This window comes from Pseudomonas sp. GM49, assembly GCF_000282355.1.
Lineage (GTDB): Bacteria > Pseudomonadota > Gammaproteobacteria > Pseudomonadales > Pseudomonadaceae > Aquipseudomonas.
On sequence record NZ_AKJL01000058.1, the window covers coordinates 1 to 19,983 of the forward strand.

Annotated in this window: 20 protein-coding genes; 8 read left to right on the forward strand and 12 right to left on the reverse strand. The window is 58.6% G+C overall.

What is annotated here, in order from left to right; genetic code table 11:
- The coding region (locus PMI29_RS23800) for a hypothetical protein (RefSeq protein WP_007995048.1) at window positions 1-906 on the reverse strand (906 nt) is incomplete at its 3' end.
- A gap of 84 nt (window positions 907-990) precedes the next feature.
- On the opposite strand from PMI29_RS23800, the gene PMI29_RS23795 reads away from it, so the two are divergent.
- Complete coding sequence (locus PMI29_RS23795) at window positions 991-1,749, forward strand: DUF899 domain-containing protein (RefSeq protein ID WP_007995051.1); 759 nt, start codon at window positions 991-993, stop codon at window positions 1,747-1,749.
- A 12-nt stretch (window positions 1,750-1,761) separates the two neighbouring features.
- On the opposite strand, the gene PMI29_RS23790 is transcribed toward PMI29_RS23795, so the two are convergent.
- From PMI29_RS23790 to pdxR, 3 genes are all read right to left on the reverse strand, one after another.
- Window positions 1,762-2,058 carry a hypothetical protein gene (locus PMI29_RS23790; protein WP_007995053.1) on the reverse strand — a complete coding sequence of 99 codons (297 nt, stop codon included), beginning with the start codon at window positions 2,056-2,058 and terminating at the stop codon, window positions 1,762-1,764.
- Window positions 2,059-2,106: 48 nt separating this feature from the next.
- On the reverse strand, window positions 2,107-3,471 hold the full coding sequence (locus tag PMI29_RS23785) for an OprD family porin (RefSeq protein ID WP_007995054.1): 1,365 nt from the start codon (window positions 3,469-3,471) through the stop codon (window positions 2,107-2,109).
- Between the two features lie 230 nt (window positions 3,472-3,701).
- Window positions 3,702-5,153, reverse strand: a complete 1,452-nt coding sequence (pdxR, locus tag PMI29_RS23780; RefSeq protein WP_007995057.1) for a MocR-like pyridoxine biosynthesis transcription factor PdxR — start codon at window positions 5,151-5,153, stop codon at window positions 3,702-3,704.
- A gap of 87 nt (window positions 5,154-5,240) precedes the next feature.
- Here pdxR and PMI29_RS23775 point away from each other — a divergent pair, with 87 nt between their 5' ends.
- The 4 genes from PMI29_RS23775 to PMI29_RS23760 all read left to right on the forward strand — a co-directional run bounded on the left by PMI29_RS23775 (window position 5,241) and on the right by PMI29_RS23760 (window position 7,711).
- Complete coding sequence (locus PMI29_RS23775) at window positions 5,241-5,687, forward strand: GNAT family N-acetyltransferase (RefSeq protein WP_007995058.1); 447 nt, start codon at window positions 5,241-5,243, stop codon at window positions 5,685-5,687.
- Complete coding sequence (locus PMI29_RS23770) at window positions 5,684-6,304, forward strand: FMN-dependent NADH-azoreductase (protein WP_007995060.1); 621 nt, start codon at window positions 5,684-5,686, stop codon at window positions 6,302-6,304. Before PMI29_RS23775 ends, PMI29_RS23770 begins: the two co-directional genes overlap by 4 nt.
- 55 nt (window positions 6,305-6,359) lie before the next feature.
- Window positions 6,360-6,944 carry an SAM-dependent methyltransferase gene (locus PMI29_RS23765; RefSeq protein ID WP_007995062.1) on the forward strand — a complete coding sequence of 195 codons (585 nt, stop codon included), beginning with the start codon at window positions 6,360-6,362 and terminating at the stop codon, window positions 6,942-6,944.
- 119 nt (window positions 6,945-7,063) lie between these two features.
- The gene (locus PMI29_RS23760; protein ID WP_007995063.1) at window positions 7,064-7,711 is read left to right on the forward strand and encodes a DJ-1/PfpI family protein; all 648 of its coding nucleotides are present in this window, start codon (window positions 7,064-7,066) and stop codon (window positions 7,709-7,711) included.
- A 176-nt stretch (window positions 7,712-7,887) separates the two neighbouring features.
- Here the strand turns inward: PMI29_RS23760 and PMI29_RS23755 are convergent, their stop codons facing one another.
- Window positions 7,888-9,321, reverse strand: a complete 1,434-nt coding sequence (locus PMI29_RS23755) for an NAD-dependent succinate-semialdehyde dehydrogenase (RefSeq protein ID WP_007995065.1) — start codon at window positions 9,319-9,321, stop codon at window positions 7,888-7,890.
- Between the two features lie 164 nt (window positions 9,322-9,485).
- On the opposite strand from PMI29_RS23755, the gene PMI29_RS23750 reads away from it, so the two are divergent.
- Both PMI29_RS23750 and PMI29_RS23745 read left to right on the forward strand, forming a co-directional pair.
- Window positions 9,486-10,439, forward strand: coding sequence for a hydroxymethylglutaryl-CoA lyase (locus PMI29_RS23750; protein ID WP_007995067.1), 954 nt, complete (start codon window positions 9,486-9,488; stop codon window positions 10,437-10,439).
- 12 nt (window positions 10,440-10,451) lie between these two features.
- On the forward strand, window positions 10,452-11,264 hold the full coding sequence (locus tag PMI29_RS23745) for a cupin domain-containing protein (RefSeq protein WP_007995070.1): 813 nt from the start codon (window positions 10,452-10,454) through the stop codon (window positions 11,262-11,264).
- A gap of 91 nt (window positions 11,265-11,355) precedes the next feature.
- Here PMI29_RS23745 and PMI29_RS23740 read toward each other — a convergent pair whose 3' ends face one another.
- From PMI29_RS23740 to PMI29_RS23710, 7 genes are all read right to left on the reverse strand, one after another.
- Entirely contained in the window at window positions 11,356-12,267 is a 912-nt protein-coding gene (locus tag PMI29_RS23740) for a helix-turn-helix transcriptional regulator (protein WP_007995072.1), read from the reverse strand.
- 93 nt (window positions 12,268-12,360) lie between these two features.
- On the reverse strand, window positions 12,361-13,152 hold the full coding sequence (locus PMI29_RS23735) for an SDR family NAD(P)-dependent oxidoreductase (protein ID WP_007995073.1): 792 nt from the start codon (window positions 13,150-13,152) through the stop codon (window positions 12,361-12,363).
- On the reverse strand, window positions 13,149-14,669 hold the full coding sequence (locus PMI29_RS23730; protein ID WP_033052075.1) for an amino acid permease: 1,521 nt from the start codon (window positions 14,667-14,669) through the stop codon (window positions 13,149-13,151). Before PMI29_RS23730 ends, PMI29_RS23735 begins: the two co-directional genes overlap by 4 nt.
- Before the next feature lie 130 nt (window positions 14,670-14,799).
- The gene (locus PMI29_RS23725) at window positions 14,800-15,627 is read right to left on the reverse strand and encodes an ABC transporter permease (protein WP_007995077.1); all 828 of its coding nucleotides are present in this window, start codon (window positions 15,625-15,627) and stop codon (window positions 14,800-14,802) included.
- Window positions 15,627-16,487 carry an ABC transporter permease gene (locus tag PMI29_RS23720; RefSeq protein WP_033052072.1) on the reverse strand — a complete coding sequence of 287 codons (861 nt, stop codon included), beginning with the start codon at window positions 16,485-16,487 and terminating at the stop codon, window positions 15,627-15,629. The genes PMI29_RS23725 and PMI29_RS23720 overlap by 1 nt, the downstream gene beginning before the upstream one ends.
- A gap of 104 nt (window positions 16,488-16,591) precedes the next feature.
- Window positions 16,592-17,662 (reverse strand): ABC transporter ATP-binding protein, encoded by a 1,071-nt coding sequence (locus PMI29_RS23715; protein WP_007995081.1) that lies wholly within the window; start codon window positions 17,660-17,662, stop codon window positions 16,592-16,594.
- 26 nt (window positions 17,663-17,688) lie between these two features.
- Window positions 17,689-18,744, reverse strand: coding sequence for an ABC transporter substrate-binding protein (locus PMI29_RS23710; RefSeq protein ID WP_007995083.1), 1,056 nt, complete (start codon window positions 18,742-18,744; stop codon window positions 17,689-17,691).
- 249 nt (window positions 18,745-18,993) lie between these two features.
- Here PMI29_RS23710 and PMI29_RS23705 point away from each other — a divergent pair.
- Window positions 18,994-19,983, forward strand: a 990-nt coding sequence (locus tag PMI29_RS23705; RefSeq protein ID WP_007995085.1) for an aminotransferase, incomplete at its 3' end; no start/stop codon positions are given.

The following is a 19,983-nucleotide window of genomic DNA, read 5'->3' on the forward strand; positions in this document are numbered from 1 at the left end:
GGCCAACGGCTCGAGTGCTTTACGCAGCCTGCCGATTTCCACGCGAAGCCGGGCGCGATGGGATTCATCCGAGAGCTTCAGACGGAACGCCCGGGCGATCAGCGCTTCCCGCGCAACGTCCGCGGGCCACGCCTCGGCCAACACACGGGCGAGCACGAACAGGATCGGCCGCGTCGCGAGCGACACCGACATGCCACAGCCACGCACAGCGTACCGACAGGCATCCACCACCAGCGACGTTGAACCGAGCAACGCTTCCACTTCATCGAGCAACAGCGGCCGTGCCTCACCCTGGGCAATCAGGCGTGCCGCGGGAGCATCCAGCAGATGCGCAACATGTTCGACCTCCGCCATCAACGCACTAATCCCCGTTTGACCGGCCGCCTGCCTGGCCCTCGTCAACGCATCCCGTGCCGCACTCGATTGCAGACGTCGAATGGCGATCCCCGCCAGCACCAGCTCATGGGTCGCACGCAAGGCCGGCGGCAATGGGCCGGGGTCAAGTTCGGCCAATAACTGCTGCGCCTCGTCGAGCCGACCGATCAACAGCAAACGGCGGATCTGCAGATAGCGCGCATGGGCGGCATTGACCCGGTCACCGTGGTTTTCAAGGGTGATTCGCGCTGTTTCAAGCGCCTTGACCGGCCAGCCGAGTTCCCGCGAAGCCAGGGCGATTTCAGCCTCGGCCACCACGCAGCGTGCCCGGGCAAGCACTTCCCTGGGCGCAAAGGCCCGTTGCGCACGCTTGACCAGCGCCTGGGCCCGCGCCAGATCGCCCAGTTGCGCCATGGCGATACCGCGCAGGGCCAGCGCCGGCGCATCGTCGCGCAAGGCCACACGATCCAGTGCGCCCAGCGGATTGCCCGCCGCCAGCGCCTGTGCGGCTGCCGTGATCATCGAGTCCATGGAAATCCCGCCACGCTTGTCACTCCCATCATTCGATACCCGGGTTTAGTCTAAATCACGACCTTTCACCAGGAGCGTACAACGATGAACACGCACAAAACCGCGACCCGGGAACAATGGCTGGCGGCACGTTTGCAACTGCTCGAAGCGGAAAAGGCCCTGACCCGACGCAGCGATGAAGTGGCCAGGCAACGCCAGGCATTGCCATGGGTTCGCCTCGACAAGGCTTATCGCTTCGATACCGACAACGGCAGCGCCACCCTGGCCGAGCTCTTTCAAGGGCGCTCGCAACTGCTGGTCTACCACTTCATGTTCGGCCCCGACTACACGGCCGGCTGCCCTTCCTGCTCAGCCATCGCCGATGGCTTCGATCCCGTCGTCATCCACCTGGCGAACCACGACGTGACCCTGATGGCGATATCCCGCGCGCCGTTGGCGAAACTGCAGGCTTACAAGCGCCGAATGGGCTGGACCTTCCCCTGGGCCTCGGCCGCCGATAGCGATTTCACTGCCGACTTCAACGTCTACTTCACCGAAGCCCAGCAGCGTGAAGGGCTGGTCGAGTACAACTATCAGCGCGGCGGGCACGCGATGGACGCCAGCCAGATCCCGGAACCGGTGAAACAGTTCGCCGCGACCTGTGGCACCGATGCGCCGACCTATACCCGCGACCGGCCGGGGCTGAGTACCTTTGTGCTGGAAGACGGCGAGATCTATCACACCTACTCCACCTACGCGCGGGGTCTGGACGGATTGTGGGGCATGTACCAATGGCTCGACCGCGCGCCCAAGGGCCGCAATGAAACGGGACCCTGGTGGCGCCGGCATGATGAGTACCAATGAGCGCCAGCGGCGTCACTGACCGCCGATGAAGACGTCCGCCAGTTTGTCCACCAGCGCCGGCTTGGTCTGCGAGACCCAGCGCCGGGTCGCCCATTCCTGCCATTCCTCGGCACGGTCCAGGGTGTAGCGCGGCACAAAGTCGCCGAGGAACCGGCCCAGGTTGTGCAGCGTGACTTCATGCCCGGCGTTGGCCATTTGCTCCAGCAAATCCCTCAGGGCCACCTCGAATTCGGGCGGCCACTGTTCACCGGCCAACACCTTCTCGACCGAGGGATGTCGATCATGGCCAAGCGAATTGCGCACTGGCATTGGCGTATTCCTCGGTGCTGTGTAGTGTGAAGGACCGCCGGGCCGTGTTTAAAGCAACGGCAGGCTGTAACTGAGGATCAGGCGGTTTTCATCCAGGTCGCTGCTGGCATTGCCACGCAAGCTGGCGTTACGCCAGGAAATGCCCACCCCCTTGAGTGGACCGCTTTGCAGCGCGTAATCGATGCGCAGGTCGCGCTCCCACTCTTTGCGATCACCGGTGGCGGAATCGATGTTGTCGCCGCTCAGATAAGTGACCACAGTCTTGAGCCCCGGCACGCCAAGTACCACGAAGTCATACCCGTACTCGGCCAGCCAGGTGCGCTCGCCGGCGCTGAGGAACTTGCCGATCTGCCGGTCGGTGATCAGGTATGCAGTGGCGCCGTCACCCTGATTGACGAACGGGAACGCGCTATCGCCGGAGACTTGTTGATAGCCGGTGCTAAAGGCATGGCCACTCAGACTGTAGGTGAACAGGGCGCTCCAGGTGTTGTTGTCCACCTCGCCGGCGTGGGTGTCCCCCGCTCGCCAGAAGCCGCTGCTTTTATAGCCTTGGGCACGCCCGGCCGCATTGCCGTTCTTGCCATCGGCGCTGCTGTTGAAATAACGCAGGTCAGTCTTCAGCGCGCCGGGGCCGATGGCCAGGGTGTGGATCAGGCCGAAGAAGTGCTGCTTGTAGAAATCTTCGAGACTGCCGTAGTAATACTGGGCGGTCAGGTCCTTGGTGATCTTGTAGTCGCCGCCGGCGAAGACGAAGCTGTCCGAGTCGGCCAACGCGGTGCTGGCGGGCGTACCGGCGGGACGTGTCGCGCCGCCGATGCGCAGGTCGATATCGTCGGTGGAGCTGCGGGTCTTGGTGCTTTGCAGTTGACCGACGGTGAGGGTCAGGCCGTCGATTTCGCTCGAGGTAATCTGCCCGCCCTCGAAGGTTTGCGGCAGCAGGCGACCGTCGTTGAAGTTGATCACCGGCAGCTTGGGCTGCAGGGTGCCCAGCCGTGCTTCGGTCTTGGAGACGCGCACCTTGCCGGTCACGCCACCCTTGGAATATTCATCGACCGCGTGGCCGTCGCTGTCCAAGGGAAACAGCGCGCCTGGCGTGCGGTCGATACCGGCCTTGCCTGCACGACCGCCGCTGTCCAGTTTCAGCCCGGTCATGGCGATGGCGTCCAGGCCAAAGCCGACGGTGCCCTGGGTGAATCCGGAGATCACGTTGAGTTGCAGCCCCTGCCCCCATTCCTTGGCCTGGCTGGCGTAGGCGGCGTTGCCCACGCTGCCCTGGCTTTCCCGGTTGTCAGAGTTGAAATAGAAATTGCGCAGGTTCAGCGAGGCCTTGCTGTCATCGATAAAACCGGCGGCGATGGCCTGGTGGGTCAAACCCCCCAGGGTGATGGCCAGGGCCAGGGGTTGCAGCTTCATTGTGTTTACTCCAGTGCGGGTCTCTTGTTTTTTTGGTGTCCATGGTCCTGATTCCCTCGTGACCTGACGTTTTCGCCCATCGCTATATATTTTTGTATATAGCGATGGGCGAAATTTAAAGCCTGCAGGTCTGCAAGCGCCGTCAGTGCGACGTGATTGAGGCTAGGAAAAGATCGAAACAGGTCTGGCGGCCTGCATCTTTCTAGAAGCTGACTTTTAAGTCAATAAATTTAACAAACGTGAATGGCGCGTCTGAGCCCGGGTTTGAAAATCTCACAGCCCTGGATGATTTGAGCCAATTGAAGCGCCACCGTCGATGCCTGATCGGCACTGGCGATGTTCGTGAAGCCAAGCACCAGGCCGTGCCTGGGCTTGGCTTCCATGTACCACTGTGACAGCGGTTCGACGGCTATGCCAACAGCCCGGGCACGCTGAGCGAGCTCGACATCATCACCTTCGCGAAGGCCCGCGACCAGGTGCATGCCCCCCGCCTGCGGGTTGATCAATAGACGTTCGCCGAATTGTTGGTGCAGCGCATCGACCAGCCACTGACGGCGGAGTGCGTAGAGGTTTCGCATTTTCTTTAAGTGCCGCGCGAAGTGCCCCTCGTAGAGGAAAGCTGTGACGGTCGCCTGAAGGAGCTGCGGGCAGTAGTTATGCAGACGATCCGCCTGACGGGCGAACGCGTCGCTCTGCTCGGCTGGCACAACCAGATAAGCCAGGCGCAGGCCTGGAAACAGCACCTTGCTGAAGGTACCGGTGTAGAGCACGCGGCCCTGCTGGTCGAGGCTCTTGAGGGCAGGCAAGGGCTTACCCTGATAGCGGTATTCACTGTCGTAATCATCCTCGATAATCCAGCTACCTCGGCGGTTGGCCCAGTCCAGTAGCGCCAACCGACGCGGCAGTGACAGCGACACGCCCAGCGGGCTCTGGTGGGTCGGCGTGACCACTGCAAAGCGTGCTTCCGGGCAACGGGCAATGCCTTGCGCGACGTCAAGCCCCTGGTCATCCACTGGCACCGGCACCAACTGTGCGCCGGCTTCCAACAGGGCGTTCCGGGCCATGAAGTAGCCGGGCTCTTCCAGCCAACACCTATCGCCTGGGTGCATCAGCGTGTGGCTGATCAGGTCCAGGCACGCGCGATAGCCCGCGCACACGAACACCTGCTCCGGGCGGCAGGTAATACCCCGTGAAATGCCCAAGTAGGTCGCAATGGCCGCGCGCAGGGGTGCATAGCCTAGCGGGTCCGGGTAGACGAGCCCCTCGAGTCCAGCCTGCCGCAGCTGACGGCCCGCCAACCTTGTCCAGAGCTTACGGGGAAAGGCATCCAGCGCGGGTAGCCCCATCTGCAGCGCTAACGGTAGTGCCTCGTAATGGGTGGGCTGGTACTCCGTCGAAGCAACTGGGGGGCAAAGTATGGGCAAGGAAACGGGTGCCAGTTGCGGTGTGACAATCGTCCCGGCGGCTCCGCGAGCGATCAAGTAGCCCTCCCCCATCAGTAACTGGTAAGCCGCTTCCACTGTGCCGCGCGCCAGGTTCAACTCCGCCGCCAAAGCGCGAACTGCAGGTACTCGATCTCCCGGCCGCAGGCGGCCGTCGGCAATGGATTCACGAAATCGGTGATAAAGCTGACGATACATCGGCGCTGACTGGCTGCGGTCTAGCTTGAAGGGAAGGATCATGGCCTAGTCATTTGTGCATTTTTCGGCCCTGTAGATTAAGTCATTGCAGCACTAAGGTCTGCTATCTCTCTATAACGGACGACGGACATGGCTTACACACTTCAACACCTCGAAGACGCGGAGGCCTTTCAGGCGAGTTTCGACCTGATGCGCGTATTGCGGCCGCATGTCGCCAACCCGGCCACCTATGTGGGGCAACTGGTTCGGCAGACTGAGCAAGGTTACCGTTTATTGGCCGCGTGGGACGGTGAGCAGGCGGTGGGCCTGGCCGGTTACCGCGAGCTGGAAAACCTGCTCTACGGTCGCTTCATCTACGTCGATGACCTGGTGGTGCGCCCTGACCTGCAGCGCAGCAGTCTGGGGGCGCGACTATTGACCGCTGTTCGGGAGGAAGCGGTGCAGCGCGGTTGCGCTCATTTCGTGCTGGACACCGGGCTGCATATGCCGTTGGCCCAACGCTTCTATTTTCGCCAGGGGCTGCTGGCCCATGGTATGCACTTCACGCAGAACCTTCAGGCAGAGAATCAAGCATGAATAATGTGCTGTTGATCAATGCCAGCCCGAATGGCCAGGTTTCCCATGCGAACCAGTTGGCACTGGAGTTAGTGGCATCCCTGCGGCACCGGTATCCGAGGCTCGAACTGGTCGAACGCGATCTGGGCAGGCATCCGCTGCCACCGCTCGGTATGGACTACGCCCGTGCCCTTGCTACCACCACACCGTTTGACTCACCTGCGTTCGAAGTCTCCGAAGCGCTGATCGGCGAGTTGGAACGCAGCGATATCCTGCTCATTGCCACCCCGATGCACAACTTTACGCTCCCTGCCGCGCTCAAACTCTGGATCGACTACGTCCTGCGCATTCACCGGACATTCAGCTCAGGCCCCGGGGGCAAGACCGGTCTCCTGAGCAATCGTCCGGTGTACGTGTTGGTCGGTTCCGGTGGCTTTCACCAGGGCGAGTTGGCACGGCAACCGGACTTTCTAACGTCTTACCTGCGCCAGGTACTTGACACCCTCGGGCTGTTCAACCCGCACTTCACCTACCTTCAGGGTTTGGTGTTCGGTGAAGAGGCCGTCCGAGCAACGGTCCAGGATACCCGCGCCCGGCTGTCATTGGAGCCGCTGTTCAGCGGCCTCACTAGCGCCTGATCCGCCGGGGCTCGGAATTGCCATTTAGCGTAGAAAGACCAAGGAGTTGAACAGCATGTGGGACGAACGTTATGCCGTTGATGAGTACGTATATGGAATGACGCCGAACGCCTTCCTTGCGGAGCACGCAGGCCTACTTTCCGGGCCTGTGCTCAGCGTCGCCGAAGGGGAAGGACGAAACGCTGCTTACCTTGCTTCGCTGGGTCTGGATGTCCTTGGTGTGGACAGTTCCGCCGTTGGCCTCGCCAAGGCGCACAAGCTCGCTGCGCTAAAAGGCGTAGCCATCCGCACCGAAGTTGCCGATATGGCAACGTACAGGCCGCCAGAGGGGGCTTTCGGTGCAGTCGTCTCGATCTTCGCGCACATGCCTGGCCACGTGCGTAGAAGGTTGCATGGCTTGGTGGCTCAGTCACTAAGGCCTGGTGGAATCATCCTGCTTGAGGCCTATCAGAAACGACAACTCACCCGGGACACGGGCGGCCCAAGTGAACTGGACATGCTCATGGCCAGCTCAGAGATCGAGCAGGAATTCCCGAATTTTGATGTGCTGATGTCCCGCGAGATCGAACGGGATGTCATCGAAGGAAAATTCCATACCGGGCCAGCCTGCGTGGTTCAATTCATCGCAAGAAGGAAATAGATCGAACGCCTGCCCAGCGTTTTCAACCCCGCAGGAACTGCTTTCGATTGCTATCTCCGTCAAAGCAAGCTTCGTGTCGTTCTCTGCGTATTGCCCTTTTGCATCTCATGGAGTCCACCTTGAAGACAATCGCTCTGGTCGCTTTCGACCAATTCACCGACATCGACCTATTCCTGATGTGGGACATTTTAGGCCGCAACACTGGGGACTGGCACGTCCGAATATTGGGTTCCAGCCCTATCGTGCGATCGGCGCACGGCCTGCCTGTTTCAGTGCACGGTCCGCTTTCCGAGGCCAATAGCGCCGACGCGGTACTGTTCGTCAGCGGCAAGGAGGGGATACCCGCCGCACTTGCCGATCCTGATTTCCTGCCGTCGTTTGAACTTGATTCCAGACGTCAGCGAATCGGCTCCATCTGCGCGGGAGCCTTCATTCTCGAACGGCTTGGGCTGCTGCTCAGCGGCCGGGCGACTACACATCCGGACGCACGATCGGGCTTGCTGGCTCTGGGACTGGAGCCTGTGGACCAGCCTCTGGTCTGGCAGGGGAACGTTGCAACCGCTGGCGGATGCCTTGCGGCGCTCTATCTGGTGGGATGGCTGGTTGAGTCCTGGTTCGATGTCGATAAGCGCCGCGCGACGCTGCTCCCCGTTCTGCCAGCTGGGCAGCAAGAGCTCTATGATGCCTTGATCGGGCTCAGCATCCGACAAGGAGAAGTCGGCCCTCACGTTTTAAAAACCCAAAACCACCCAGCTTTCGTGGACTGAGTGGTCTTGGGGCTGTCTTGCGACAACACAGTCAAACCAGGCCTCAAGCGTGTGCGTGTAAACTTATTGAAGTCCGGTGGTTGGTTTCTCTTGCACCAGCCCCTACTTCGTCTTACCGAAGAAGTCGGTAATGCAGAGGCATTGCCTTGCTATGGCTGTGACATTAACGCTTTTCATCAAATGCCTATCTGACTGATGAATTTCGTCGTCAAGTAAGCCTCAAGGCCTTCCGTTCCGCCTTCGCTACCATGACCACTGGCCCTGATTCCACCAAACGGAGTTTCCGGCAGGGCCAGGCCAAAGTGGTTGATCGAGACCATTCCCGCCTGTAAGCGATTACCCAACTCGGTCGCCGTTTTCAACGATTTGGTGAAACCGAACGCTGCCAGCCCATACTCCAGGCTGTTAGCTTGAGCAATTACGCTATCCAGGTCATTGAAGCGCAGTAACGGTGCCACCGGCCCAAAGGGCTCCTCGTTGAGGAGTCGTGCCTGTTGCGGTACATCGACCAATACTGTCGGTTGGAAAAAATGGCCCTTGTCACCAATGCGCTTCCCTCCCGTTAACGTTTTCGCCCCCAGCTCCCTGGCATCAGCAAGCAACTCCTGAACCATCATCAAGCGTCGGGCGTTGGCCAACGGCCCCATCTGACTGGTTGGATCGAAGCCGTCGCCCACCTTGAGCTGCTCTACCAACTCGGTAAATCTTTGGGAAAAAGGGGCGAATACTGCTTCATGCACGTAGAAACGCGAGGGCGCGGCACACACCTGCCCGGCGTTGCGAAACTTCAGGGTGCAAGCCAAAGTGGCTGCGGCCTCAATATCGGCATCCTCACACACGATAAACGGTGCATGTCCGCCCAATTCCATCGTCGTCAACTTCAAGTGTGTCGCGGCCAGGGCACCGAGTTGTCGGCCTATGGCGGTCGAGCCGGTAAAGGACACCTTACGGATAATCGGGGATCTGATCAGATAATCGGAGATGTGCGCAGGGTTACCGAACACAAGGTTCAATACGCCCTTGGGTACACCAGCATCGTGGAAACAGCGAACCAGTTCGATCACGGCGCCCGGGGCTTCCTCCGGCGCCTTGATGATGATGCTGCAGCCCGCTGCCAGGGCCCCTGCTATCTTGCGCACCGCCTGATTGATCGGGAAATTCCACGGGGTGAAGGCGGCTACCGGACCGACAGGCTCGCGCACCACCAATTGGCGTACCGCTGCATTACGTGAAGGCACGATGCGGCCATAGGCACGCCGCCCTTCTTCCGCATACCACTCAATGTGGTCCGCCGCGCTTTTGGCTTCCATGGTCGACTCTGCCAGCGGCTTGCCCTGGTCCAACGTCATGCACTCGGCCATCAGCGCATGGCGATCACGCACCAGCGAAGCCGCTCGACGCAAGATGCCCGAACGGTCGTAGGCAGACGTCGCGGACCATGTTTCAAATCCGCTGGCAGCCGCTGCCAATGCGGCATCCAGATCCTCATTTGATGCCAATGGCAATTGCCCGATCGTCTCCCCCGTCGAAGGATTGATTACAGCCGCAGTGTTGCCGGAACTGCCGGCAGTCCATTGGCCGTCGATGTAAAACAACAGGTCGGTGTACATGGATCACTCCTCGGAAATTGGCATTGGACGCAGGCGGTTGCACAGGTACCGGCAATGCATGAGCGGTTACGGAAAGCACAGCAACAGGTTGACACTGTTAACCATATGCTCGTAAATTTAGTTCACCATGTCAACCATATTTCGTAGTCACCCCAGGGGTTCCAATGAGAGACGTCATTCTGTGTGAATGCTTCGCCCGCGACGGTCTGCAACACGAACCGGACTTTCTGCCTACACACATCAAACGCAGGTTGGTGGAGCGATTTGCTGACATCGGCTTTCAAAGGATCGAGGCGACTTCCTACTCCAATCCCGCCGTGATTCCGCAATTTGCCGACGCCAGTGCGCTGCTGGCGGTGCTGCAGCGTCGTGCCGGTGTGTTCTATAAAGCGACCTGCGCCAACGTGCGAGCAGTGGAACGAGCGGTCATGGATCTCGATGCCGGTCTCGGTGCCAATGAAATCAGCCTGCTGGTGTCCGCCTCGGAGTCCCACTCGCGCAGAAACCTCAAGCGCAGCCGAGCAGATCAATGGCTGAACATTGAGCAGATGGCCGACAAGGCCCTCAACCAGTTTCGTTTGATCGGTACTGTTTCCGTCGCTTTTGGATGTCCGTTTGAAGGACGCGTCAGCGAAGCCAGTGTACTGGCGGATGTTGAGCAGTTTGCCAAACACGGCGTGAAATTCGTCACCCTTGGCGATACCACCGGTGTCGCGACACCACAGAGTGTCAGGCGCTTGTTCGGCGCCGTGCTGGCGTCGTTTCCCGAGATCACTCCGATCGCTCATTTTCACGACACCCGCGCGACCGGACTGGTGAATTACGTCGCAGCTCTGGAAGTCGGCGTCACGCATTACGACTGTGCCTTCGGCGGTGTTGGCGGTCATCCGGCCAAGGTCAAGTACGGTGGCGGGCACACCGGCAACGTCAGTACCGAGGACTGGATCAACCTGCTGGAATCCATGGGCGTACGCACTGGCATCGACCTGGACCGCCTGTTGGATGTCGCTGCCGAATGCGAAGCGGCTCTAGGTCGCGAACTGCACAGCCGTGTCCTGCGCAGCGGATTGAATCCACTTTTGCACGCCACTGTTTCCCCAAGCGACATCATCCAATGAAGAGGTGTAAAAATGCTCAGTCTTGATCCTGTTGCACGGCGGTTACGGTTGATCTGCGGGCTGTTGCTGCTTTCAACCCCGGTCTTTGCCAGCGATAAATTGCTGCTGGTTGAACGTGATGATTTGATGAAGGGGCCGGCGAACGAAACCGTGCTCGGCCAGCACATTTGGGAAATGCATAAAACCGCTCTATCGCACACCACCCTGGTCCGGCTCGACATCCAAACCCCCGTCGTCAGGCACGATTCCGGTGAGCGCACGCTGATCGTTTTGCAAGGCAGGGTGTTGTTCCATTTCACAGACAGTGAGGTTTCCCTGAGTGCCGGTGATTATGTTGCGATCCCTGCCGGACAGGCCTACCAGATGACGCCGCTGGATCACGAGAATCCCCTCCTACTGGGTTTTGATGTCCCTGTCATCGACATGGCAAAGGCCTCCGCCGTTGATTTTTCCACGCCCACCGAATCCCCTCCTCCCGTCGTCAAGAAACAGCAATCAGTGATGGCCAGCCCCCCCGGCTGGAACGACCCCAGCGACCGCGGCTGGACATTGATAAAGACCGCGGACAAGCGAGTGAATCTCGTGGAGATGTTCTCCGAGTTGAAAAACCACAGCCACCCGGATGCCGATCACTCACTGATCCTCCTCAGTGGTAGCGCGCGGGTTGTCACGCCGACTGAAGATCGCATCCTCAAGACAGGCGATTACGTTTCCATCCCGCACAATGTCCCTCACAAGTATTACGTCGAAGGTCAGCAATCGGCGCTGTTTATCAGCTTCGATGCACCGGCGTACGATTCGGCCAAAACCATCTACTTCGAGTGATACGTTCGCATCATTACAGAACCAGAAAACGCATGGACCTGAGTCCATGCGTTTTTCTCGGCACCTGAATTAATCGCGGACCTGTTTTTCATTAGCTGGCAAAAGCTTCGTGGAGCTGTATCGCGCTGCCCGCTTTGGCGGGCGGGACATTCGCGGTATGGCTGAGGACAAAGTTCACGAACAGATGAAACAACTCCGATTGACTGGAAATGCCGAGCTTGCAATACAGGTGCTTGCGGTGATTTTTCACCGTGCCCTCTGCGATGCCAAGGTGCAGTGAGATCGACAGGCTGGAGTGTCCACGCAGGATCATGCTGACGATCAATTGTTCACGGGGAGTTAGCTGATCAGCGGCGAAGCGCGAAAAAGCGTTGTTCAGGTGCTCTCTTAAAGCCTGCGCACTGTCATCGACCTGAGCGCATACGCCCTGATAGTGACGCTGTAACAAGACATCGACCATCGCCTGGCAGATTTGGAGACCTTCGAACTGCACAGATGAAAACTTCGGGGAGGCATTCATTCGCATCAATGAATAGGCCAGATGCCCAATGCCTGGCAAAGCACAGATGAATACGATTTCTTCGGCCAGCGTGCCCGATTGCATGGAAATACAGGGATGCACGTCTGGCGAATTAAAGTAATCCCCCTCGAAGAACGCGTCGGGGGCCAATTCGCTCATACGGTAAAGACCTGAAGCCCGACCATGCGCACAGGCGGTGTAGACCGGGTCCAGTAAATAGGTACCGCTGAGATAACTGTGCATCGCACCTGGCTCGCCAATGCCTTGCAGGTTGTCGTGCAGTAACACGGGTGAGCCGCCCGATGGGTAGAACAGCACGCAGCTTTGGTCGAAATCTACAAGTGCCCGCAGTGCCTCGTCCAACTGTCGTGCAAAGCCATCACACTGCAATTGTGCGACCAGACCGGGCGTAGCTATGTGCCATGCGCCAAGGACGGGCGCGGCATCCATGCAACGTCTGCGATCCGAAACTGAAGTTGCCATGCCATCCCCTTGTCTTTATCCGGTGCGCCAAGTCGCGTAGGCGCACCCTGAATCCATCGATAAAAAACAAGCATATTTCTTGCCACGAATGACTTAAACAGCGGAAAAACAGTTGTCCACAAATAGCTGTGTGCCACTCACAAATGACGCGTCATCGCTGGCTAAAAACAGTGCTGCCCGCGCCACTTCTTCCGGCTCGCACAGGCGTCCTTGCTGCTGACTGATCGCCTCTTCACTGGCATCCACGCCCATCGCCTGCAATTCGCGCATTTCCCGCTCGCCGTGAGGGGTGCGGATAAATCCGGGGGCCACCGCGTTGCACCGAATACCTCTATCACGAAACTCGACGGCAATGGCTCGCGCGAACATCTGGCAGGCGCCCTTGCTGGCGTTGTATACGACCTCACCCGGGGTTGCGTACTGCGCGGAGATCGACGATGTGCAAACGATACTGCCCGAGCCCTTGGCGATCATTTGTGGAAGCACGGCCTGAGTGACCAGGTACATGCTCTTGACGTTGACCGCCATAAGCCAGTCCCACTCGTGCTCCTGCACGTCGAGAAAAGGTTTCACGATCAAGGTGCCGGCGTGGTTGAAAAGCACATCCGCCGGGCCAAATTCAGCCAGCCCTCGCGCGACGGCTTCACTCACCTGAACGGCCTGCGAGACATCGGCGCCCACCCCAAGTGCTTGACCGCCATCGGCAACGATCTGCGCCGCGAGATTGATTGCTGCATCGGCATTCAAATCGATAATGATCACCCTGGCCCCTTCAGCCGCGAACAACCGACTTGCGGCAGCGCCACAACCACCAGCGCCCCCGGTGATAATGGCCACTTTACCAGCCAGACGGCCCTTGCCTTCGGATAGTTTGACTTTACTCATTGCGGATTTCCTCCACGACCGCCACTCACGGCGAATGCTTCTTCAGGTGACAACACCAGACGATGACGACGATAGAATGCAAAGTAGGCAATCCCGATCAGGTACCAACAGGCAGCGGCCAATGCGGCCCATTTGTACAATGGATCAAGAAACTGATAAATCAATGTCGCCACCGCAATCACGATCACCGCAATCGCTCCGAATATCCCATACGGGCTGCGATAAGGCCGGTGCAAACTGGTAAAGGAGCGCTTCAAGCGAATGTAGGCGACGCTTTGCAAAATGTAGGAAATCATTCCGGCGAACACGATCATGCTCACCAGGATACCGCCCATCAGCGGGTTGTTATCTTTGCCAAAGGTGAACCAGCACAGCATCAGGATACCCAATGCAGCCAGTGCCCCGGTCGCCAACGCAATATTGGGGGTATTGCGTGTCGGATGCGTAACCGACAGCCCGGTCGGTAGATAACCGGCACGCGACAGCGAGTAGATATTACGCCCGGCGGCAAAGCTGCCCGCCAGGAACGACGCCGCCAGACCGAGCACTGCCACCGCGGACAAAAGCTTGCTCGCTGTGTGCCCAAAAATCTCCCGAAAGCCATCGAGCAGCGGTTCCGACGAAGTGCTCATGAAAAAGCTGCCGCCCCCGATCGACGCACTGAAAAACAACACACCCAGCGCTAATACAGCAAGAATCACAGTGCCCCAGACCAATGCCAGGGGCAAATGGCGTGTTGGGTTGTGCGACTCCTCGGCAGTCAACGGCAGTTGTTCAATGGCCAGAAACATATAGACGGCGAATGGCAACGCAAGCATGACGCCGGTGAGTCCGAACGGCAGCCATGGCCCGTTACCACCAACCACCTCGACCGGCTTGCCAGCTGCGTCAACTGCAAGATTCAAGGCATTGCCGGTGAAATCCATATGTGGGTAAGCCGCGATAAAGAACACCACCAACACCGACACCGCCGCCACGGTAATGAGCACGACGGCCCTCATCGACACTCCCAAACCCCGGTTTGAAAGCAACAACATGCAGGCATACCCAACTACCCACCAGAGTGGTTGCCATTGCGGTCCGGTTCCGAAGATGGCGGTCAGGTAGGCCCCCATGAAAAACATGTTGCCGGCCGGGGCCAAAATGAATTCGATGTTCTCTGCAAGACCGGTACTGAACCCACCCCAAGGTCCCATTGTGGTACGCGCAAAGGAATAGGCACCACCGGTGTGCGGCAGCGCAGCGGCCACTTCGCCGATAGAAGAGCAGAGAAACAGGTACATGACGGCAATGACCAGCAAGGCTAAAAACATGCCGCCGAAGCCCTGCGCCAAGCCCAGGTTCCAACCGGAATACTGACCCGCCACCACCGCCCCGACGCCGAGAATCAGCAGGGTGAAAAAGCCTGCATGACGTTGCAGGCGACGTTGTTCAAAGTAACCGCTTTCCACATTTTGATAACTGATACCTGAAGCGGTAACTGCCGCCGTCGGCGCTGATATTGTCGGTCTGTCCACGCGGTGATCCTCCAATGCCTCGTTCAGGGCAAATTCCCCGAACGCCATCTTCGAATGCACAACGCAAGCTGCCTATGTCTCCAAAGGGACATACAGGCAACGCCTCCCCACCAGGCACCATCGAATCCAATCAATGTTGCTGACGACGTTCCAGACTCTTGATGTACTGCATCGCCACCAAGAGCAGGATCGACAACACAATCATCAAGGTCGATACCGCTGCCACGGTCGGATCGATCTGATCGCGGATATTGGCGAACATGCGTCGGGGCAGAGTGGAGCTCTCGCCCCCAACAATGAACAGCGCAATGACCACCTCATCGAATGAAGCGATAAAGGCAAACAGTGCTCCGGAACAGATGGACAATCGCAATTGCGGCAACGTCACCGTCAGAAAGGCCCAGGGACGCGAAGCTCCCAGACTGCGTGCTGCCATTTCCTGATTCATGTCGAATCCCTGCAGGCCATTGCCCACGGCGATCAGCACGAATGGAATCGCCAACACACTGTGGGCCAGCACCAGTCCCGTGATGGAGTTGTTCAGTCCGGTACGCGAGTAGACGAAAAACACCCCGATCGCTACCAGAATGATGGGGACCAGCATCGGAAGCATCATCAGGCTATTGACCAGTTTCGCCGCACCGCCGCGCACTTGCGACAGACCGTAGGCGGCCAGCGTCCCCAACACCGTGGCAATACAGGTCGCCATGACCGCCACTTTCACCGTGACCCAGGTCGCCATCATCCATTCCGGCGATCCCAGGTATGCCTCGTACCAGCGCAGGCTCCACTCTCGCGGCGGAAACTCCAGGTACTGCGAGGCGGAGAACGACATCGGGATCACAATCAGGCACGGAATGATCAGGAACAGCAGGATCAATCCTACGAGCGCATATAACCAGAGCCGGTGCGCGTGAGTAATCTGCGTCGGCGTCACTGCTTGATTGAGTTTGAACATCAGCTGTTTCTCCCTTGATCATTGAGACCGAACAACTTGCGCATTCCCCAAAGGATCAAAACAGTAGCGACCAGCAAGGCCACGCCCAGCGCACTCGCCGCCCCCCAGTTACCGTACAGCGCGATGGTGTCGCTGATTTTCATCGACCACATCGACACCCTGCCACCGCCCAACAATGCCGGCGTCAGGTAAAAACCCAGGCAGATCACGAAGACCAGCGTGATGCCCGAGGCCAGACCAGGCAGCGACAATTTCAGGAACACCTGGCGAAATGCCTGGGACGGTGTGGCACCGCAATTGGCTGCCGCCGACATCAACAGCGGATCGATGTTTTTCATCTTGTCGTAGAGCGGCAGCACCATGAACGGCAACATGACGTGCACCATTCCGACGGCGGTTCCGAAGAAGTTGTTCACCAGAGCCAGCGGTTCATGGATCAGGCCCAGATCGAGCAACCAGTTGTTGATGACCCCTTGGCGCTGTAACAACACCAGCCAGGCGTAGGTACGGACCAGGATCGAAGTCCAGAACGGCAGCAGTACAAAGGCCATACAGATTTGGCTGGCCCGGTCGGGTAGCTGCGAAAGCAGGTAGGCCAACGGATAACCCAGCAACACACAAACCAGCGTGACGCAGAACGCCATCTGGAAGGTGATGATGAAGCTGCTCAGGTACACAGGCCGCAGTAAACGCTCATAATTGTCCAGCGTCAGTGCGCCGCTGCTGTCGAAAGCCGACAACCAGAACAGCCAGCCCAAGGGCACCGCCAGCACCACGAACACCAGAATGAAACCTGGCAGTGTCAAGGAAAGCAGAGCCAACCGCTCCTTGAGTTCGGCCCTTGCCAGAAGCCTGATCATGGGATCTTTGCCGCCGCGGGCTCCACTCCTGGCGCTACCGGAGAGACTGACTTGTTTCATGGGTACAACCCTCTGTTGCTTTTGACGAGGGGGAAGATCGGCATTCATGCGTCCTCCGTCACCAGCAAAGTGTCCTCGGCATGTAGCCAAAGCTGAACCGCTGCACCGGGTGTCGGAACCGGTACGTCGCGAAAACCCTTTTGATGGCGCGCAGTAAGCTCGCTGCCATCAGGGAGCACCAGACCCACGTGATAGCTGTCACCCTGATAAACCACGTCACGTGCAATCGCATCGATACGGTTCATCGCGCCAGCATCCGCCGGGGCCTGCCATTGCAGACGCTCCGGGCGGACCATCAGCACCCGTGGCTGCGAAAGTTTGAGCGGCGTGCCGATCGGCAACTTCAACGCCCGTCCCTGGAATACAACGGCATCGCCCCCCTCCTCCACAGGAAAAAAACAACTCTCGCCGATGAAGCCCGCGACAAAACGATTCTTCGGCCGCTCATAGAGCGCATCCGGTGTATCCAGTTGCGCAAGCTTGCCTTTGTTCAACACCGCAATGCGGTGTGACAGGGTCAACGCCTCCTTCTGATCATGGGTGACATAAATCGTGGTCATGCCCAGTCGGGCATGCAGACGCTTGAGCTCAAGTTGCATGTGCTCGCGCAGGTTTTTGTCCAGCGCGGAAAGAGGTTCGTCCATCAGCATGATCCTGGGCTCGAACACCATGGCCCTGGCCAACGCGACACGCTGACGCTGCCCACCCGAAAGCTGGTGGATACCACGCTCGCCGAGGTGGTCCATCTGCACCATTTCCAGGCTGGCCTTGACCCTACGGGCTCGTTCTGCGCCGCCAACCTTGCGCAAGCGCAAGGGATAGGCGACGTTTTCCGCCACCGTCATATGGGGGAACAATGCATAGTTCTGAAACACCATGCCAATATCCCGCTGGTGTGGCGGACAGGTCAGAAATTCCACGCCATCGACCTTGATGCTTCCCGAGTCAGGGCGAATGAAGCCCGCCAACACATTAAGCAAGGTTGTTTTCCCCGACCCCGAAGGGCCGAGAAGCGTAAGAAACTCACCAGGAATGACGTCCAGGGAGACATGGTCAATCGCGGTAAACGCCCCATAGCCCTTATAGACATCCCGAATCGCAATATTGCCTTGCATAACTCCGACCTCCACAGAAACGCCCATTACTGTGCAATCAACTCTTTGTAGTCTTCCTGAACATCAGTGACATGCTCGCCCCACCAACGCGGGTCCATCAGCGTTTGCCTGGCTCTGTTGGCGGGCGACATGTTCGAGTTGCTCAGCGCGTCGGCCGGTATGCCGGACTGCTCGAAGGCCAGGTTATTGGTCGGGCCGTAGTAACCCATCATCGTCGGGATCCGCGCCTGAGTTTGCGGGGTAACAGCATTGGCAATCAGCTTCTGCGCCCCCGCCGCATTCCCGGCGCCTTTGAGGATGGCCATGCAGCCATAACCGAGCAGGCCATCCTCATAGGTATAGGCCACCGGAGCCTTGTCTTTCACCACTGAGTCGACACGGCTGCTCCAGATCGCGATCAGATCGACTTCGCCATCCTTGATCAACTGCGCGGACTGAGCACCGGAGGTCCACCAGACAGCGACATAGGGTTTGATTTTTTCCAGCGAGGCGAGACCTCGTTTGATATCCAGGGGATAGAGTTGATCCCGTGGTACGCCATCGGCCAGCAAGGCCACTTCAAGCATTTCATCCGGTGCGACGGAAAGCGCACGGCGACCCGGAAATTTCTTCACGTCCCAAAATTCTTTCCAGCTCTTGGGGCCTTCCTTGAATTTGTCGGTTCGCCAGCCCATGACCACTGAATAGCTGTTGGTCGCGATCCAGTTTTTATCTCGTGCCAGGCTCGGTACACCTTTGGCATCGATCACGGAATAGTCCAGGGGTTCGAGCATCCCCTGCCTGGCTAGTGCCGCACAGTCATTGGCGCCGATATGAATAGCATCCCATGCGGGTTTGCCGGACTGCACCTGCAGGCGTACGGCCGGTTGTCCGTCATGAGACTCGGTAAGAAGCTTCAATCCAGCCTTCTCTGCAGCCGGCTTCCAAAGCGTTGCAATCAACGCGTCCTGCAGGCCGCCACCGTAGCCGGCGACAGTAATAGTAGACGGATCGGCCGCCCACACCTGCGGAGCGATCAAGGCTGCCCCCACGACCGCCAACACTTGAAGTCTTACTGCTGAAACTTTCAGGGTGTCGAACATTTCCATCTCCTGTTTCTAGCGCCCGATGAGCGCGGACTTGTTATTAAGCAGAGATAAAGCTCAAACCTTAGCGCAGCTATCCATCAGCTCGACCGTGTCTCCGGTCGTTTTTCTTCACTGGCATGAAGCGCCAGAAGATGGTTGACAACATGAACCACATGATTCACATTGTCAACCATATTGAAGTTAACCCGATCAACAACGACTGCACTCTCGGCGCAAGTCGCACCACCCGAACGGAGTACCGCCATGTCACGCTCATTGCACGCCAGCGACATCGCTTTTCACATCCACAGCCAGACCAATCTGGCCAACCATGAAAAGGTCGGTCCGACTGTGATGGTCCGTGGCGAGGGCATCTATACGTGGGATGACCAAGGCAAGCAGTATCTGGATGCCATGTCTGGCATGTGGAGTGCCGCGCTGGGTTATAGCGAGACGCGATTGGAAGAAGCCGCACTGCGGCAAATGAAGCAGTTGCCCTATCACCAGAACTTTGCACACCGCTCCACCGAGCCGGCCATCCAGTTGGCAGAGCGCTTGATCTCGCTCGCCCCGGTACCGATGTCCAAAGTGTTGTTTGCTTGCTCAGGTTCCGAAGCCAACGACACCGCGATCAAGCTGGTCTGGTACTACTGGAGCGCCCTTGGCCAGCCGCAACGTCGCAAGATCATCAGCCGCAATCGCGCTTATCACGGCACGACCATCGCCAGTGCCAGCCTCACCGGACTGGCGCACTTGCACCAGGACTTCGGGCTGCCGCTTCCAGGTTTCCTGCATGTCACCTGCCCGCACTATTACCGCGAGGGGCTGCCAGGCGAGAGCGAAGAAGCCTTCTCCACCCGCCTGGCCGCTGAGCTGGAAACACTGATCGAGCGCGAAGGTGCCGACACCATTGGCGCTTTCTTTGCCGAGCCGCTGATGGGGACCGGAGGTGTAATCACACCACCGGTGGGCTATTTCGAGAAAATCCAACAGGTGCTCAAACGCCATGACATTTTGCTGGTAGCGGATGAAGTCATCTGTGGCTTTGGTCGTACCGGCAACTGGTGGGGGTCGCAGACCTTCGGCCTCCAGCCAGATATGGTGACGTGCGCCAAAGCCCTCTCGGCGTCCTATCTGCCTATTTCCGCGCTGATGATTTCCGAACCGGTGTACCAGGCCATGAAAAGCCAGAGCGAGAAAATCGGCATCTTCGGTCACGGCTTTACCTATGGCGGCCATCCGGTCCCGGCTGCC